Annotated in this window: 17 protein-coding genes and 1 pseudogene; 8 read left to right on the forward strand and 10 right to left on the reverse strand. The window is 66.5% G+C overall.

Translation table 11 applies throughout. From position 1 onward, the window contains the following. Nucleotides 1–19: 19 nt before the first annotated feature. The 6 genes from ACLJQF_RS18480 (at nucleotide 20) to ACLJQF_RS18505 (ending at nucleotide 5,430) form a co-directional block, all read left to right on the forward strand. Nucleotides 20–613 (forward strand): PadR family transcriptional regulator, encoded by a 594-nt coding sequence (locus tag ACLJQF_RS18480; protein ID WP_410610164.1) that lies wholly within the window; start codon nucleotides 20–22, stop codon nucleotides 611–613. Nucleotides 614–716: 103 nt separating this feature from the next. Then, the gene (locus ACLJQF_RS18485; RefSeq protein WP_410610166.1) at nucleotides 717–1,682 is read left to right on the forward strand and encodes an ATP-binding cassette domain-containing protein; all 966 of its coding nucleotides are present in this window, start codon (nucleotides 717–719) and stop codon (nucleotides 1,680–1,682) included. Continuing rightward, nucleotides 1,679–2,524: an ABC transporter permease gene (locus ACLJQF_RS18490; protein ID WP_410610167.1), complete on the forward strand. Its 846-nt coding sequence runs from the start codon at nucleotides 1,679–1,681 to the stop codon at nucleotides 2,522–2,524. The genes ACLJQF_RS18485 and ACLJQF_RS18490 overlap by 4 nt, the downstream gene beginning before the upstream one ends. Nucleotides 2,525–2,594: 70 nt before the next feature. Continuing rightward, nucleotides 2,595–3,362 (forward strand): VOC family protein, encoded by a 768-nt coding sequence (locus tag ACLJQF_RS18495; RefSeq protein WP_410610168.1) that lies wholly within the window; start codon nucleotides 2,595–2,597, stop codon nucleotides 3,360–3,362. Between the two features lie 49 nt (nucleotides 3,363–3,411). Continuing rightward, nucleotides 3,412–3,780, forward strand: a complete 369-nt coding sequence (locus ACLJQF_RS18500) for a DoxX family protein (RefSeq protein WP_410610169.1) — start codon at nucleotides 3,412–3,414, stop codon at nucleotides 3,778–3,780. A gap of 276 nt (nucleotides 3,781–4,056) precedes the next feature. Beyond that, nucleotides 4,057–5,430 carry an extracellular solute-binding protein gene (locus tag ACLJQF_RS18505; RefSeq protein ID WP_410610171.1) on the forward strand — a complete coding sequence of 458 codons (1,374 nt, stop codon included), beginning with the start codon at nucleotides 4,057–4,059 and terminating at the stop codon, nucleotides 5,428–5,430. A 759-nt stretch (nucleotides 5,431–6,189) separates the two neighbouring features. Here the strand turns inward: ACLJQF_RS18505 and ACLJQF_RS18510 are convergent. The 6 genes from ACLJQF_RS18510 to ACLJQF_RS18535 all read right to left on the reverse strand — a co-directional run bounded on the left by ACLJQF_RS18510 (nucleotide 6,190) and on the right by ACLJQF_RS18535 (nucleotide 10,847). Beyond that, the gene (locus ACLJQF_RS18510) at nucleotides 6,190–6,480 is read right to left on the reverse strand and encodes a hypothetical protein (RefSeq protein WP_410610173.1); all 291 of its coding nucleotides are present in this window, start codon (nucleotides 6,478–6,480) and stop codon (nucleotides 6,190–6,192) included. 24 nt (nucleotides 6,481–6,504) lie between these two features. Beyond that, nucleotides 6,505–6,702, reverse strand: coding sequence for a hypothetical protein (locus tag ACLJQF_RS18515; RefSeq protein ID WP_410610175.1), 198 nt, complete (start codon nucleotides 6,700–6,702; stop codon nucleotides 6,505–6,507). Nucleotides 6,703–6,812: 110 nt separating this feature from the next. Beyond that, nucleotides 6,813–6,962, reverse strand: a complete 150-nt coding sequence (locus ACLJQF_RS18520; RefSeq protein WP_410610176.1) for a hypothetical protein — start codon at nucleotides 6,960–6,962, stop codon at nucleotides 6,813–6,815. A 193-nt stretch (nucleotides 6,963–7,155) separates the two neighbouring features. After that, on the reverse strand, nucleotides 7,156–8,760 hold the full coding sequence (locus tag ACLJQF_RS18525) for a GMC family oxidoreductase (protein WP_410610177.1): 1,605 nt from the start codon (nucleotides 8,758–8,760) through the stop codon (nucleotides 7,156–7,158). Between the two features lie 16 nt (nucleotides 8,761–8,776). Next, complete coding sequence (locus tag ACLJQF_RS18530; protein WP_410610179.1) at nucleotides 8,777–9,958, reverse strand: acyl-CoA dehydrogenase family protein; 1,182 nt, start codon at nucleotides 9,956–9,958, stop codon at nucleotides 8,777–8,779. A 106-nt stretch (nucleotides 9,959–10,064) separates the two neighbouring features. Continuing rightward, on the reverse strand, nucleotides 10,065–10,847 hold the full coding sequence (locus tag ACLJQF_RS18535; protein WP_410610181.1) for a tryptophan 2,3-dioxygenase: 783 nt from the start codon (nucleotides 10,845–10,847) through the stop codon (nucleotides 10,065–10,067). 324 nt (nucleotides 10,848–11,171) lie between these two features. On the opposite strand from ACLJQF_RS18535, the gene ACLJQF_RS18540 reads away from it, so the two are divergent. Next, nucleotides 11,172–11,366 (forward strand): hypothetical protein, encoded by a 195-nt coding sequence (locus tag ACLJQF_RS18540; protein ID WP_410610182.1) that lies wholly within the window; start codon nucleotides 11,172–11,174, stop codon nucleotides 11,364–11,366. Next, nucleotides 11,366–12,748, forward strand: a complete 1,383-nt coding sequence (locus tag ACLJQF_RS18545; RefSeq protein ID WP_410610183.1) for an NDP-hexose 2,3-dehydratase family protein — start codon at nucleotides 11,366–11,368, stop codon at nucleotides 12,746–12,748. The genes ACLJQF_RS18540 and ACLJQF_RS18545 overlap by 1 nt, the downstream gene beginning before the upstream one ends. 84 nt (nucleotides 12,749–12,832) lie before the next feature. Here the strand turns inward: ACLJQF_RS18545 and ACLJQF_RS18550 are convergent. The 4 genes and pseudogenes from ACLJQF_RS18550 to ACLJQF_RS18565 all read right to left on the reverse strand — a co-directional run. Next, nucleotides 12,833–13,096, reverse strand: a pseudogene (locus ACLJQF_RS18550) (putative immunity protein); the annotation flags it as partial. Between the two features lie 170 nt (nucleotides 13,097–13,266). Next, nucleotides 13,267–13,488 carry an MbtH family protein gene (locus tag ACLJQF_RS18555; protein WP_410610184.1) on the reverse strand — a complete coding sequence of 74 codons (222 nt, stop codon included), beginning with the start codon at nucleotides 13,486–13,488 and terminating at the stop codon, nucleotides 13,267–13,269. Nucleotides 13,489–13,604: 116 nt separating this feature from the next. Next, nucleotides 13,605–14,834, reverse strand: coding sequence for a pyridoxal phosphate-dependent aminotransferase (locus tag ACLJQF_RS18560; RefSeq protein WP_410610186.1), 1,230 nt, complete (start codon nucleotides 14,832–14,834; stop codon nucleotides 13,605–13,607). A 135-nt stretch (nucleotides 14,835–14,969) separates the two neighbouring features. Next, nucleotides 14,970–15,746: a thioesterase II family protein gene (locus tag ACLJQF_RS18565; protein ID WP_410610188.1), complete on the reverse strand. Its 777-nt coding sequence runs from the start codon at nucleotides 15,744–15,746 to the stop codon at nucleotides 14,970–14,972. Nucleotides 15,747–15,859: the final 113 nt, after the last annotated feature.

Below are 15,859 nucleotides of genomic sequence, written 5' to 3' on the forward strand. Positions count from 1 at the left end.
CATTCAGCAGAGTGGGCGCATGTCGGCGACGAAGCTCCTGGTACTCGGTATCGTGCACCTCTCCGGCGGCGCGCATGGCTACCAGGTGCGGTCCGAACTGCAGAGCTGGGGTGCGGAGATTTGGGCCAAGATCAAGCCCGGCTCGATTTATCACGCACTGAAGAAGGCGGCGGCTGATGGCCTCCTCACCGAACACGCCGAGCCGGGCAACTCCGGGCCGGAGCGCGTTCTGTACCGCGCGACAGCTCGGGGACGTGACGAGATAGTCGAACTGGTCCGCGACGGTCTGCGGCGCACCCAGGACCCGGACATGCTCAACGCGTCCATCGCCATGTTGCCCATGCTGACCAGGACAGATGCCATCGCGCACGTTAGCGAGCGGGTCGCGCACCTGGAAGCGGAGCTCGTAGTGCAGGCCGAGGGGTGGGAGAACCCGAACCCCGACATTCCCGAACACGTCCGCGAGCAGGTCGAACTGTGGGCGGGACACGCACGCACCGAACTGGAGTGGGCGAAGAGCCTGAGCAAACGACTGTCTGAGGGCGCCTACACCATGGCCGATGATCCGGGTTCGTGGCAAACGGTCCCCGATCACCTCAAGATGCACCTCTAATCAAACTTGACTAGACGTTCCTCCTCGTATACTCTGATCAAGTAGTCAAGCTTGACTAGGCTCAACTAATCCGTTCGCAACACCGAGAGAAGGACTCGAACCCATGGGAAAGCTCGCGATCGAGACGAGAGGGTTGAAGAAGAGCTTCGGCAAGACCCACGCGGTCGCCGGTGTGGATCTGGCCGTGCGCGCCGGGGGCGTGTACGGCGTGCTCGGTCCGAACGGGGCGGGCAAAACCACCACGATCCGCATGCTGGCCACGCTCCTGCAACCCGACGCCGGAGAGGCGCACGTGCTCGGCCACGACGTCGTGCGTGACGCCCAGGCGGTGCGAAGCAAGGTGGCCCTCACCGGGCAGTTCGCGTCGGTCGACGAGGACCTCACCGGGGCGGAGAACCTGCTGCTGCTCGCCAGGCTGCTCGGCTTCTCACGCCACCAAGGCCGGGCGCGGGCGGCCGACCTGCTCGACGCGTTCGGCCTCGCCGATGCCGCCGACCGGCAGGTGAAGAAGTACTCCGGCGGGATGCGCCGGCGCATCGACATCGCGTCGAGCCTGGTCGTCACCCCCGAACTGATCTTCCTCGACGAACCCACGACCGGACTCGACCCGCGCAGCAGGAACCAGGTCTGGGAGATCGTCAGGGGCATGGTCGCCGAAGGCACCACCGTGTTGCTGACCACCCAGTACCTCGACGAGGCCGACCAGCTCGCCGACCGCATCGCGGTGATCGACCACGGGAAGGTGATCGCCGAGGGCTCAAGCGGCCAGCTCAAAGCATCGGTCGGCGCCGGCTCGCTGAACGTACGGCTACGTGCGCCCGAGCAGCGGGCCGACGCCGAACGGGTCCTCGCCGCCGCGCTCGACGAGCCGATCGAGCTCTCCGCCGACCCGGCCGCGCTGTCGGCAAGGATCTCCGACCCCGAACGGGTCGCCCGTTCCCTGGCCGAACTGTCCCGCAGCGGCATCGACGTCACCGAGTTCGCGCTCGGTCAGCCGAGCCTGGACGAGGTGTTCCTCACCCTGACCGGACACGCCGCCGAGAAGACCCCCGAGGAGGATGCAGCATGACCACCATGTCCGCAGAAAAGGCATCGGCGCCAGTCACCGAGGACGCGCTGCGCAGTGTGCTCCTGGCCAGTGAGCGCCCGGCCCGCCCCGGCCCGGTGCGCACCTCGCTGACATTCGGCTGGCGCGCCCTGCTGAAGATCAAACACCTCCCGGAACAGCTCGTCGACGTGACCATGTTCCCCATCATGTTCACACTGATGTTCACCTACCTCTTCGGCGGCGCGCTCGCCGGATCGACACAGGAATACCTGCAGTTCCTGCTGCCCGGCATCCTGGTGCAGGCGAACGTCATGATCACCATGAACACCGGCATCACGCTCAACACCGACATCCAGAAAGGCGTGTTCGACAGGTTCCGGTCACTTCCGATCTGGCGACCATCCCCGCTGGTCGGCGCCCTGCTCGGCGACCTGGTGCGCTACTCGATCGGGTCGGTGATCGTCATCGCGCTCGGCCTGCTCCTCGGATTCCGGCCGGAGGGTGGCGCCGCCGGCGTGGTGCTCTCGGTCGCGCTGCTGCTGGTGTTCTCGTTCTGCCTGTCGTGGCTGTGGACGATGCTCGGCCTGATCATGAGCACACCGAACTCGGTCGCGGGGGTCAGCATGATGGTCATGTTCCCGCTGACATTCGTGAGCAACATCTTCGTCGACCCGAAGACGATGCCCGGGTGGATGCAGGCCGTCATCGACGTCAACCCGATCAGCCACCTGGCGACCGTGGTACGCGGCCTGATGCACGGCTCGGTCCCCGCCGGGGAAATCGGCTGGGTGCTCATCTCAGCCATACTTCTCATCGCGGTCTTCGGCCCCATCACCATGGCTCTCTACCGCAACAAGAAATAGATCCCGACAACCCGGCCCACCCGGCCAACGCCAACACCGGTACCAGGCCCGGACACGACAAGGAGAGACGATGAGCGAGCTGACCACCACGCGGCCGGCTGGCACACCGACCTGGATCGACCTGGGCATCCCGGATCTCGACCGCGCGATGACCTTCTACGGCGCGTTGTTCGGTTGGGAGTTCGATGTGGGACCGGCGGAGTTCGGCCACTACACCCAGTGCTTGCTACGGGGCAGGCCCGTCGCGGCCATCAGGCCGAACCCCGATCCCGACGCCACGGACTTCTGGTGGAACGTCTACTTCGCGACGGATGACTGTGACGCCGCGGCCGCCCGAGCCCGGGACGCGGGCGGCTCGATCATCACCGGCCCGATGGACGTGCTGGACCAGGGCCGGACGGCGATCATCAAGGACACCACCGGTGCGCAGTGTGGACTGTGGCAGGCCGATGCCCACATCGGCTGCGAGATCGTCAACGAGCCGAACACCCTGCTCCGCAACGACCTGGTCACCGCGGAATCCGGGCCCGCGCGCGACTTCTACGTCGAGGTCTTCGGCTACACGTTGGATGCCAACCCGGACATGCCTGAGCTCGACTTCACGTTCCTGCGCAGACCGGATGGCCACGAGATCGGCGGCATCGCAGGTGACCCAAAGGCCACGAAGTCCCGTTGGGGAACCTTGTTCCAGGTGGACGACGCCGATGCGGCGGCGCGGCGAGCGGTCGACGCGGGTGGGACCTCGGCCGAGCCCTACGACATGATCTACGGGCGGGTCGCGAACATCACGGACCCGTTCGGCACGGAGTTCGATGTCGGTGCGGCGATGACGAACTGAACTGGCGGTCAGCTACTTTCTTGAAGCATCAAGTTCGAGAGGAATCGCAATGAACATTGCACTGTGGATCGTGTCCGGACTGCTCGCTTTGGCCTTCCTGGGGGCGGGAGCCAGCAAGCTCGCCACACCGAAGAAGAAGCTGTACGACAAGGGCATGACCTACGTCGAGGACTTCTCCGACGCCCAGATCAAGACCATCGGCACGCTCGAAATCCTTGGCGCGATCGGCCTCATTGCGCCCGCGTTCGTCTCGGGGGCTACCTGGCTCGTCCCAACCGCCGCAACAGGCCTGCTCCTGACGATGATCGGCGCGATAGTCGTGCACATCCGGCGCAAGGAACAGTTCGTTTCGCCGCTCGTGCTCGGGTTGCTCGCGGCGTTCGTTGCTGTCGGCCGGTTCTGGATAGAGACCCTCTAGGAGGTCGTCACGCGGCAGCTTCGATCCGGAGCTGCCGCGTCCACTCACGTGTCACGCAACTCCCCGGCCCAACGTCATTCAGGTCGGGCTCCCAGCGGTCGAGCCGGGTCTGCTCATCGCCGAACTCACGGATTGCCGTATGCCTCGACCCAAGGCAAGTCACGTCGCACTTGAGAAGACGCCGGATCCGTCCGGCCGCTGAAACAATAGCGGCGCGTCCTCGCGCATGCGGCGTCTGGACACTGGCAGTTCACGTAGGCGAGAACGGAGCAGAATATGACCGGGTCAGGCGTGACCGTCATTACCGCGTGGATCATCGAACATCAATTCACTCCGCCCGGTGGTGAAGCTCGCCCGTCCGGAACCTACGACGGTGAAGAATACCTCCAACCGATTCTGGAAATGGCCCGCGAGTTCGAGCGGGCCCACCCAGAGTACGCGGTGCGCGTCGAGGGTCACGATCCCTGGACGATGGCGGAAGAAGTCGCGCGCGCCGCCGAGCGCGGGGAGGCACCGGACATCGCCGAGTACTACGCCACCGCGACCCAACTCGCCTACGATACCTACACGCCAGACGGTAAGCCGGTGTTTACGTCCATCGAGAGGGCTCTCGGCGGCCGCAAGGAAGTGCTGGGGGAGCGTGTGCTGATCGACGACATCGAACCGCTCTCACGGAACTTCTACACGTATCAGGGCGACCAGTTCTCCGTGCCCATGACGGCCACCACTCCCCTGCTGTACTCGAACATGACGATCCTGCGCAAGGCCGGGATCGACACTCCCCCCAGGACCTGGGATGAGCTCGTTACGGCGTGCGAGGCGGTCGCGCGGCTCGACGAAGCTCCAGCCTACGGGGCGGCCTGGCCCAACAACGGCTGGATCTTCCAGCAGGCACTGGCGCAGCAGGGCGGTCTCATCGCAAACAACGGCAACGGCAGGGAAGCCAGAGCTACCGTGGTCGACCTGGCCTCCAAGGAAATGATCTCGTGGGTCGAGTGGGTGCGGGACTTGCATGCGGCCGGTCACTACGTCTACTCAGAGGGGGCCTTTTGGAGCGCGTTCGAGACATTCGCCCGGCAGGATGCGGTGTTCGCGCTGAGCTCGTCGAAGCAGTCCGAGGAGTTCGTCCGTTCCGGCGAGGAGAACGGCTTCGAGGTGACCGCGAGCCCGATGCCGTTCAACTCGTCGGTGCCCTACGTGGGGAGCCTGGTGTCGGGGTACTCCCTGTTCCTGCGGGACGGTCTCGACGAAGCCAAGCAGGACGGCGCGCTCGCGTTCATCCAGCACCTGATCAAGCCGTCGAGCATCATTCGATGGCACCGGGCGCACGGATTCCTCCCAATCACCAACGAGGCTTACGACACGCTGGAGGGCGAGGGCTGGTTCGCAGCCAATCCACATCATCGAGCGGCCAGTGACCAGCTCCGCACGTCGGCGCAGTGCGCCGCGACGTCCGGTGCGTTGTTGGGTGACTTCGCGGGCGTCCAGCACGCCATGACCAGGGCATTGAAGGACGTTTTGTTGTCAGGCGCGGACCCCGGTCCGAGGTTCGAGCAGGCGACCGAGGAGGCACAGCGTCTCCTGGATGAGCACAACGCCGCCTGCCTGCGGCCGGTCCCCTCGACCCCAGCGCGGCTCGAAGTGTACTGACGTGGAGGATCTGTCATGACGACGATCGAGGATGTCAGTGGATCGCCACTTCGGGCCCCGCCATCACATCGTGCACGGCTGGCACGTCCGCTGATCGTCCGCGACCCGACCAGCGCATGCGCCGTCTCAGGTGGTGCCTGAAGGCGCGAGACCTGCGCGATGTCTCCTCGGACGACCGAGCCGACCGATGGTCGGTGCGATCATGCCGTCCCGCGATTTCTGGCGGGACAAGGTGCGCGGAGCGGAGACGCTCGCGATGCCGGCAGGCCGACCAAGGTCGGCGGGTCTTCCGCTGACCACCGCTGTACTGCGCTCGAGGTGGACGCGGACCTGGCGGACAAGCTGGCCCGTATCCGTACCTGTGAGCTTATCGGGGCCATCTCCTACTCAACTTCGGGGTGTCCACCGCCGAAGACGAGGCATTCGCCTGATGGATCAAGATTCGTTGCGCCGGCTGCGGACCGATTGGATCGACGTGTTCCACATGCACAACCCGGATCCGACCGTCACGTGGGACGAGATCAGGCAGGCGATGGAACCCTGGTGACGCGGGGAATGATCCGCTGTGCCGGGTCATCCAAGTTCGCGGGATGGCACATCGCGGCTGCGCAGGATAGCGCGGCTCGACGCCACTTCCTCGGCATCGTCGCCGAAACAGTGATGTGGATCGGGAGGTCATTCCCGCCGCGCACAGGCTTATGGCGTGGGAGTCGTGGCGCGGTCGCCGCTGATGGCGGCACCCCGACGTACCGCCGGGGGTCAGACGCCGAAGAACCGCTGGAGTATCGGCGCAACCGCCTTGGGGTCGGCGACGTGGCCCTCCTGCTGGATCACATCGCGCTCGGCCCGCGGCACGGCCGCAACGAGCGCGTCGGCGTCGTCGTCGAAGAACCCGGACGCCAGCCCGGCCATCGCGCTGTCGATCGTCTTCCCGGTCAGGACCAGCACCGGCTGCTTGATCGTGGCGAGCCGGTCCTTCGGCGGCCCACCGTCGTGCAGGCAGGCGGCGTCGTAGGCCAGGATCGGGCGTTGGCGATCAGTCCCCGCCACGCGGCGAGCTGGGCGCCTGAGCGATCATCTCCTCCGTCGCCGGTGCTCAGGTTCCAGCGACAGTTCCACCAGCGAGGTGACCGGTCCGCCGGTGCACAGCGCCGCATCGGTCAACTCGAACAACCCGTCCGCCCGCACCGTCAGACACCCGTAAAACGCCTCACGGAACCGGGACAGGTCCCCCAGCGCAGCAGCCGCGCCGCCATCGTGCACACTGATCAACTGAAGCCCTTGGTCGATCTTCCGTCTGTCGCAAGAAAGAATGATCAACCAAGGGCTTCACCCATGATCAACCGGGTGACTGGTCAGCCTCCCAAGCCTTAAAACTCAAGCTAAGTCGGCCGGGACCCGATGACGAAACCGGAACCAGCTGCCGCCGTGCTCGGCGCGAACTCGGCATGCAGGCCCGCCCGGCCGAGCACCTCGGTGTACTCCGGGTACTCCGTGGACACCCGGTGAGGCGACAGCACCACGACGACCACGCCACCTACCGAACCCCTCGACGTGCTCGAACTCGCCGGCCAGCCGTCGCAGCAGCGTCCGGTGCCGCACCCACCTGGAGCAGGCTCCGTGCCGCGGGGATCCTGGCGCGGACCGCGCCGGCCACGGCTTTCGCGGTGACCACCTCGTTCCCGGCTGCCCGTTCGGCCAGGCCCGGAGTAGCTTGGCGCACGGTCAGCGACCCCGGTCGGCGGCGGCCAGCACCCTCGCCTCCGGCAACTCCGCCGCTTCCGGGGCGGGGATGCCGCGGATCAGGTCGGCCGCCTTCTCCGCGACGACGATCGCCGTCGCGTTGGGGATCCCGCGGCCCACCTCCGGCATGACGGACACGTCGACCACCCGCAGCCCGTCGATGCCACGGACCCGCAGGTCGGCGTCGACCACCGTGCCCATGGCACAGGTGCTCGTCGGGTGGAAGATCGACTGGGTGTACTTCCGGGCGTAGGACGCCAGGTCCGCGTCCGACTCCGAGTCCGGGTAACGGAACACGCCTTCGTTGTAGAGCCGCATCGCGGGCTGCCGGCTGATGTCCATCGCCATGCGCAGGGCGACCAGGGTGCGTTCCATGTCCGCCGGGTCGGAGTAGTAGCCGTGCACGATCCGGGGCTTGGCCGTGGGATCGGCGGACGCCAGGTGCACCCGGCCGCGGCTTTGCGGGGTGGCGACCGCGGGACCGAACGAGATCGCGTGCGCGGTCGGCGGCCCGAGGCCGCTGTCGGCCAGCATGCCCGGCGCCGCGAAGAACTGCAGGTCGGGCGCGGGCAAGGTGCTGTCGGTGCGCACGAAGCCGCCCGCCTCGGGCCCGTTGGACGCGAGCGGCCCGCGGCCCTCGCGCTGGTACAGCTCGACATTGGCGGGCTCGCCGGCGGCCAGCAGGCTGATCGGCTGGGAATGCGTGAGGATGAGCGGCACCAGCGCGTGGTCCTGCAGGTTCGCGCCGACCTCCTCGTTGTCGGCGACCACCGGGATGCCGAGTTTCCGCAGCGTGTCCGCGGGGCCGACACCGGAGAGCATGAGCAGCTGCGGGGAGTTGTACACGCCGCCGGAGAGCAGCACCTCGCGTTCGGCCCGCAGGACGATCTCGTCCTCCAGCCGGTACCCGACGACGCCGGTCGCCCGGCCGTCCTCGATGAGCACCCGGTGCACCTGGAGGTTGGTCTCGACGGTGAGGTTGGGCCGGTCGATCACCGGGTGCAGGAACGCCGCCGCCGTGCTGCAGCGACGTCCGTTGCGCTGGGTGACCTGGTAGAAGCCGAAACCGTCCTGCTCCGGGCCGTTGAAGTCGTCGTTGGCCGCGAACCCGGCCTCGGTGGCCGCCGCGATGAACGCCGCCGTGCTGGGGTTCTTGGACCGGTTCTCCGACACCGACAGCGGCCCGCCCGCGCCGTGGTAGGCCGACGCGCCACGCTCGTTGTCCTCGGACCGCTTGAAGTACGGCAGCAGGTCCGCGTAGGCCCAGCCCGGCTGGTTCCACGAGTCGTAGTCGTACGGGTTGCCGCGCGCGTAGGCCATCGCGTTCATCGAGCTGGTCCCGCCGAGCACGCGGCCACGGGGCAGGAACACGCGCCTGCGGTTGAGGTGGGCCTCGTCGTGCGTGTCGTAGTCCCAGTCGACCTGGGTCCGGAACAGCTTGGCGAACGCGGCGGGCACCTGGATGTTCGGATGGCTGTCCGTCGGGCCCGCCTCGACCAGGCAGACCCGGATGTCCGGGTCCTCCGTCAGCCGTGCCGCCAGGACGCAGCCCGACGATCCCGCACCGACGATGATGTAGTCGTACATATCGCTCCTTGGCTGATCAGAAGAACTGCGTGTTCGGGGCGAGGCCGCACAGCACCCGGCCGTAGATCTCGTAGAGGATGTGCGGCGTGTTCAGGGCGTGCTGGGTGAGCGCGTGCAGGTCGCGCCAGGTGCGCTGGATGGGCACGCTGGAGAAGATCGCCGAGCCGCCGCTGCCCACGTAGAGCGTGTCGACCGCCTCGAGCGCGCGCTTGCAGGTGGCGCCCATGGCGATCCGCGCCAGCGCCCGGTCCTCGGTGGACCACTCGCTGTGGTCGGCGACCTTCGCGTCGACGAGATCGGCGACCCGGTAGGCGTGGAAGGCGGCCTCGTCGATCGCGACCTTGGCCTCCGCCACCTGCAGGTGCGTCATCGTGGCTTCGCGCTGGTCGGTGTAGTCGGTGTAGGTGATCTTGCGGCCCGGCATCCGGTCCTGGAAGCAGTCCCACGCCGCCCGGGCCATGCCGAGCACGTTGCCGACCGAACACGCGGACGCCAGCGCCGCCAGCGGGGCGCGGTACATGTCGATGTCCGCGTTGAGGACCGAGGCGGACTGGTTGGTCAGCAGCGCCATCAGCGGCAGCGTGCGTTCCGCGGGGACGAACACGTCTTCGGCGACCGTGGTGACACTGCCGGAGCCGCGCAGGCCGGTCGTGTTCCAGTCGTCCACGATTCCCAGGTCCGCCATCGGGATCAGGGCGACGATCGGCTCCATCTCGCCGCTCGCGTTCGGGGTCACCGCGATCGCGACCTGCCAGTGGCTGTGCAGCGCGCCGCTGATGAACCCCCACTGCCCGTTGACGACATAACCGCCGGGCGCCTTCGCGGCCATGGCGGTGGGGCTGAGCGTCCCGCAGACCCGGACGTTCTCGGTGGTGTAGACCTCGTCCTGGACGGCGTCGGGGAACATGCCCACCATCCACCCGGGAATCCACCACACCGAGGCGATCCAGCCGACGGCGCCGTCACCGCGGCCGAGTTCGGCCGCGACGTCGACCACGGTGCGGGTGTCGCACTCGTAGCCGCCGTAGCGGGCCGGGATCCGCATCTTGAAGACACCCGCGGCGGCGAGGGCCTCGATCGTCTCCTCGTGCAGGCGCCGGTTCTCGTCGGTCCACTGGGCGTGATCGCGGAGCAGTGGAACGAGTTTCGTCGCCCGATCGACGAGTTCGTCGTGGGTGGGGGGCTGGAGCGTCACCATGGCCTCCTCGGTGGCCTCGGCCTGGACAGGATCGAAGGGCGCCTTGCGTCAAGGCATCGTTTCCCGGGGCGTTCCGGGATGGCGTCTCCCGCATTGCGAACGGCCGTCACAGCTCGCTGCGCATCGCCCACAGGTCGGGGAACATCTGGTGGAACAAGGTCGAACGCAGGTACGGGATTCCCGACGATCCGCCGGTGCCGGCCTTGTCGCCGATGATCGCCGCGACGAACTTCACGTGCTGGTAGCGCCACTGCTGGAAGCACTGGTCGACCTCGATGAGCGCGTCGCAGATCTGCGCTATCACGCCGTCTTCGAGGTAGGCCTTCCGGAGGGCCTGCTGCACGTCCTCGGACGGAGCAGGTGGCTTGGACACGTCGCGGTCCAGCAGGGAGTCCGGCATGGGATACCCGCGGTCGGCGAGGAAACGGGCGAGCGAGTCGAAGACGGTCGGTCGACGTAGAACCTGCTCGAGCTCGGCGCGCTCACCAGCACCGACCTGGTAGTACTCGAACATCTGCGGATCTCGCCTGCCGAGCACGGCTTCGATACGCCTGAACTGTGTGGACTGCGCCCCGCTCCCGCGGCCGAGTGCGTGCCGGAAGCTGTTGAACTGGCCCGGCGTCAACGTCGCCATCACGTCGGCGTTGGCGACCACGGTACGAACCAGCGCCGCGGTGCGCTGCAGCGTGCGCAGGGCGGCGCCGTCGGCGCCGTCGGCCAGGTGGTCCTGGAGCCTGGCGAGTTCGTGGAGGATCAGCTTGAACCAAAGTTCGTGGACCTGGTGCGTCACGAGAAAGAGCAGCTCGTCGTGCTCGCCCGTCCGCGTACGCTGGAGCGACAGTAGTTCGTCGAGTGCCAGGTAGGCGTGATACTCCGTCGTCTCTTCCACGATTCAAGGTTAGACACGCCGAGACGATTCGCGACAGCACGGCGAACAACGAGAGCAATGGTGAAGCAATACGGTCCACCGAGGCGTGGAACTCAGGCATACCGCAAGAAGTTCCGCCACGGGCCGTGTGGGACTTTGTAGGTTTGGATGACAAACCATCGGGCGGGGACCGCGCGAACGAGGTCGTCGCCGAATTGAGCGACGACCACGCCGCGACGACGCCGGTGGCACTCTCGAGTGCGGCTCGGGTCACGCGACGCATTCGGGAAGACGACTTTGCCGAACGCCCGAGCGCACACTCTGGGCACCGGATCGACTGGCTCCGTGCTCAGGGAGGCGCACAGCGTGATCAATATCCTCCAGCCGACGTCGGGTGCGGACGAACTTGCCGCAGCCGGCGACGTTTTCGCCTCTTCGTGGATCGACCGGGAGCGGATGACCTCGGTCGGCTCCTGTCCGGAAGGCGTGTCGATGCAACTCGTCGGCGTGCGGAAGCGCACCGACGGTCGGGAGCGGTGATGGCGAGCCCGCTGGAGCAGGAGGGCTCGGAGGCCGACATCGTCGCGGACCTCGCCGTGTCGGCGGCCACGACGCGTGGATTCCACCTGTCCACTGCCGAGTTCGACGACTGGTTGGCAGAACGTTGTGTGGCCAACGATTTCGAGGTCTCGCGTGTCCCGCTCGACGAACTCGACCACTGGACGTTCGCCGGCGACAGTGGAAATCTGACCCACCGCAGCGGCCGGTTCTTCACGGTCGAAGGGTTGCGGGTGCGGGCGGCGGACGGAGCGGTGCCGGAGTGGCATCAGCCGATCATCAACCAGCCGGAGATCGGCATCCTTGGCATCGTCGCCAAGAGGTTCGGCGGCGTCCTGCACTTCCTCATGCAGGCGAAAATGGAACCGGGGAACGTCAACCTCGTGCAACTGTCGCCGACGGTGCAGGCCACGAAGAGCAATTACCGCAGGGCGCACGGCGGCAGCGAGGTGGCCTACCTGCACCACTTCATCGGCCCGCGACGCGGCAAGGCGATCGTCGACGTGCTTCAGTCCGAGCACGGTTCGTGGTTCTACCGCAAGCGCAATCGCAACATGGTTGTCGAGGTAGCTGAGCACGTCGAGGTCGGACGCGACTTCTGCTGGCTGACTCTCGGCCAGATCAACGGACTTCTGGCTCGCGACTACGTCATCAACATGGACTCGCGGACGGTGCTGTCCTGCCTGCCGGCGAGTTCGGTGCCCGCGTGGTCGCGTGACGCCACCCTGCCCGGCGCGCACCGAAGCACGAACGCGTTGCTGAGGTGGCTCACCGAACGGCAGGTCGACAGCGAACTCGACGCACAACGGGTGCGCCTGACCAACCTCCCCGAGTGGATCCGCACCGACTGGGAAATCACGCGAGGTGACGGCAGGTTCTTCAGTGTCGTGGGGGTGTCGGTTCGCGCGGGTACCCGCGAGGTGTCGAGCTGGCACCAACCGCTGATCGAGCAGCACGGGCACGGGATCGTGGCTTTCGTCGTCAAGGAGTTCCGCGGCGTCCTGCACGTTCTGGTCCGCGCGACGATGGAGGCAGGCTTCCTCGGCGCCATCGAGCTCGGCCCAACCGTGCAATGCGTCCCCGCCAACTACGCTCCGGGCGACGCACCGTTTCTGTTGGACTACGTCATGGCAGCCGGCCCTGAGCGGATTCGCTACGCCGCTTTCCATTCGGAAGAAGGTGGCCGGTTCCGGAACGCGGCGAGCCAGTACATGATAATCGAGGCGGACGAGACGCTGCCCAAGCTAATGCCTGCCGACTACACCTGGGTCGCCGCGGGCCAGCTCGCCGAACTGCTGAGGCACAGCCATTACGTCAACGTTCAAGCCCGTAGCCTGGTGGCCTTCTTGAAGACGCTACCGTAAAGTGGCCGTCCGCCGGATCATGACCGACCTGTGAGACAAGACTCGCCCGCGGGCCGATCGCGCAGGTGGCGCGGGAGTTGGCGGTCAACGAGGGCACGCTGGGCAACTGGTGTGCCCGGGATCGTCGTGCGCGTGAGGGTGGCGATGGTAGCGCAACACCATCGAGCGGGCATTCGGCCACGTAAGCAATGGCGCGGGGCCTAGCTCCATCAGCTCATCAGCGCCATACGGGCGGGCCCGACCAGTGGCGGCGAAGGGAACGTACTTCACCCCGCCTGCAGCCGCATGCGGAGCATGCGTTGGCATGTGAGTCGTCGCAGCAGCATGACCGGCCGCCCGGGCTGCAGCCCGGGCGGCCGGACGTCACTCACGTCGCGAGCAGCCATGCCCGACCCGCCTTGATCGCCATCCGCGGGGGGTCGTCATCCGCCGCCACCGCGGGCGAAGTTCTGCGGCGCTGCTCCGGACCGTCCAGGGTTGGATGCCTATACCGGTCAGATCCGCGGCTGCTCGCCGCGTTACGCCTTGTCGGCCGCCATCGCTTCCTGCAGGCTTCGCGGCCGCATGTCGGTCCAGTTCTCCTCGACATAGGCGAGGCTCTCGGCTCGCGTCGCCGGACCGAACTTGGCCTGCCAGCCGGCCGGAACGTCCTCGAACGTCGGCCACAGTGAGTGCTGGCCCTCGTCATTGACCAGTACGAAGAACTCACCGTTGTCGTCATCGAAGGGGTTCACAGTCATGAGTCAGCTCCCGAGTTGGGGTTGGTCAACGGCCCGACAATGCGGCTGATCTCAGCCGCATTGTCGGGCCAGTACATTTCTTGGTGTGACATCACCTGGAGCAGCAGCTCATGAAGTCACCGCGCCTTCCGCTCGTCAACGAAGGCAAGAAGTGCATCCACACCCGACTTGAGAATCTCTGGATCCACGCAGAAGGCGATCCGCACAAGGTTGTCCGCATGGGAATCGGTGTCCATCGCCACCAGAGCGCCTCGGTCATCAAGCTGCGGACGTAACCCGAACCCCGAGCCGGGAACAACGGCCACACTACGTTCCGCGAGCAACTGCGCTGAGAAGGCCTCTGCTCCCAGACCGGTGCTGCTGACATCCACCATCGCGTACCACCCGCCGGATGGTAGCTCGCGGATCAGGCCGGCGTCTCGAAGTGCGGGTAACACGGTGTCTCTGTTCTGCTGCACCAACTTGCGGTTCGCCTGTGCAACATCGGGCATCTGCAGCGCCGCGATTCCGCCGTACTGCACCGGTGTCGGCGGAGCGATGATGCCGGCCTCTTGCACCACCCTCAGCCCGGCGGCTGCCTCCTCCGTCGCCGGCACGACGTAGCCGAGCCGGTAGCCCGTCATCGCCAGGCTCTTGGAGAACGTGAAGACGCTGTGCACAATCCGCTTCTCCACGGGCAGTTGGCGTTCACTTGCCGCCAGGGACAGATGGTCGCCCTCGTACACGAAGTGCTCGTATGCCTCGTCGCTGATCACGTGCCATCCACGATCGCGCGCGAGGGTGAGCAGACCCTCTATCCGGTCCGCGTCCAGTACCGCGCCGGTGGGATTGGCCGGCGAGTTCACCAGAAGGATCCGGGTGTTGGGTCCCGACTTCTCGGCGATCGATTCGAGGTCCGGGAAGTACCTGTCGTCGAGTGAGTAGAACACCGGGCGCAGACCCGCGAGCAGGCTCTGCTGCACATGGATCGGCCAGTGCAGCTCAGGAAGCAGGATCTCGGTCCCCGGTTCGGCCAGCGACAGCAACAGCGCCTGCAGTCCTTGACAGGAACCCGGCGTAACGAAGATCCGCGAGATCGGCGCGTCGATGCGGTTCTCCCGTTCCAGCTTCGCACTCAACGCGCGCCGCAGTTCCGGAAGACCTTCGACATCGGTGTACGACGTCCGGCCGGCCCGCTGAGCTTCCGCGATCGCCTCGGCGACCTCGGGAGGGGAGGCGAAGTACGGCTCTCCGACGTGAAGCCTGGTCACCGGTGACCCGGTGGCCAGCGCGCGGGCGTCGGCGGCACGAAAGATCTGGTGCAGCGACGACGACGGAATCGCTGTGGCAATAGGCGGATGGCTCATCGTTTCGGTCCCCAACTCATGGTCAGTTGCGCGGTCACTGTCAGGTCGAGACACTGCTGCCAGGCGGATGAAGTCATGCGGCCACGCACCACGGATAGCTGCACCGATGATCGATGACGGAGCGCTCGGCGATGCTCACGACACCGCCCGTCGCCGCAGACCATCGATCGCTACGTCGGCGAAGACGTCCTCGAGCAGGTCATCGACTGCTGAGAAGACGTGGAAGTGCCCACCCGCGCGACGACGTACGGAGAATGACCCAGCGGTGACTTCGCCCCACTCAACCAGCTCGGACTCGTTCACGAGTGGATCGCCGATGCCGTGGTAACAGATCACCGGACAGTCGAGCGAAGGTGGGTTCACCGGCGGTTCGTAGAGCTCGTTGGCCCTGATGTCCGAGCGCAGAATCGGCAGCAGAACCTCACGCAAGTCGGCGTCGGCGGCAATCTCCGGCTCGACTCCACCGTAGCCGCAGACGATCGACCACAGTTCGTCGTCGTCATGGAGATGGGTTTTCCCCCCACCGGCCAGCCGTGGCGGAGGCGACGCCGAGATGACGAGTTGCACCGGCCGTACTCCGCTGCGCTGCAACGCGAGCGCGGTCTCGTAGGCCACCAAAGCACCGAAACTGTGCCCGAACAACAGCAGCGGGGCGTGGGGCTCGAGAGTCAGGAGTTCCGCGCTCACGGACGACGCCATCCGCCGGACATCCTCCACGGCGGGTTCGGCGAACCTGTCGCCACGACCCGGGTACTGGGCCACCACCAGTTCGGCCTGGGCGGGCAGCTCGTTCGCAAAGCCGGCATAGCTCGCGGCCGCACCACCGGCGTGCGGAAAGCAGACGAGTCGGATCGCCGGCCGCGGGATGACGTGCGACCGCCGTAGCCAACCTCGGTCCCCGGTAGGAGTCATGACCTCCACCTAACGTTCAAGCAGACATGCTCTATCAGAGCCTTGCACCTCTGCGGGTGGCCGGGCTTGAATCTTTCGTCTCTCAGTCACCGGTGAAGGAACTACGCAAGACA

Source organism: Amycolatopsis sp. lyj-109, from assembly GCF_046548995.1.
GTDB lineage: Bacteria > Actinomycetota > Actinomycetes > Mycobacteriales > Pseudonocardiaceae > Amycolatopsis.

Bases quoted from the DNA above. Each gene is read 5' to 3' on its own strand.
- ACLJQF_RS18490 (WP_410610167.1), top strand. From the start codon at position 1,679: ATGACCACCATGTCCGCAGAAAAGGCATCGGCGCCAGTCACCGAGGAC.
- ACLJQF_RS18500 (WP_410610169.1), top strand. From the start codon at position 3,412: ATGAACATTGCACTGTGGATCGTGTCCGGACTGCTCGCTTTGGCCTTC.
- ACLJQF_RS18495 (WP_410610168.1), top strand. From the start codon at position 2,595: ATGAGCGAGCTGACCACCACGCGGCCGGCTGGCACACCGACCTGGATC.
- ACLJQF_RS18480 (WP_410610164.1), top strand. From the start codon at position 20: ATGTCGGCGACGAAGCTCCTGGTACTCGGTATCGTGCACCTCTCCGGC.
- ACLJQF_RS18565 (WP_410610188.1), bottom strand. From the start codon at position 15,746: ATGACTCCTACCGGGGACCGAGGTTGGCTACGGCGGTCGCACGTCATC.
- ACLJQF_RS18505 (WP_410610171.1), top strand. From the start codon at position 4,057: ATGACCGGGTCAGGCGTGACCGTCATTACCGCGTGGATCATCGAACAT.
- ACLJQF_RS18545 (WP_410610183.1), top strand. From the start codon at position 11,366: ATGGCGAGCCCGCTGGAGCAGGAGGGCTCGGAGGCCGACATCGTCGCG.
- ACLJQF_RS18555 (WP_410610184.1), bottom strand. From the start codon at position 13,488: ATGACTGTGAACCCCTTCGATGACGACAACGGTGAGTTCTTCGTACTG.
- ACLJQF_RS18560 (WP_410610186.1), bottom strand. From the start codon at position 14,834: ATGAGCCATCCGCCTATTGCCACAGCGATTCCGTCGTCGTCGCTGCAC.
- ACLJQF_RS18485 (WP_410610166.1), top strand. From the start codon at position 717: ATGGGAAAGCTCGCGATCGAGACGAGAGGGTTGAAGAAGAGCTTCGGC.
- ACLJQF_RS18530 (WP_410610179.1), bottom strand. From the start codon at position 9,958: ATGGTGACGCTCCAGCCCCCCACCCACGACGAACTCGTCGATCGGGCG.
- ACLJQF_RS18525 (WP_410610177.1), bottom strand. From the start codon at position 8,760: ATGTACGACTACATCATCGTCGGTGCGGGATCGTCGGGCTGCGTCCTG.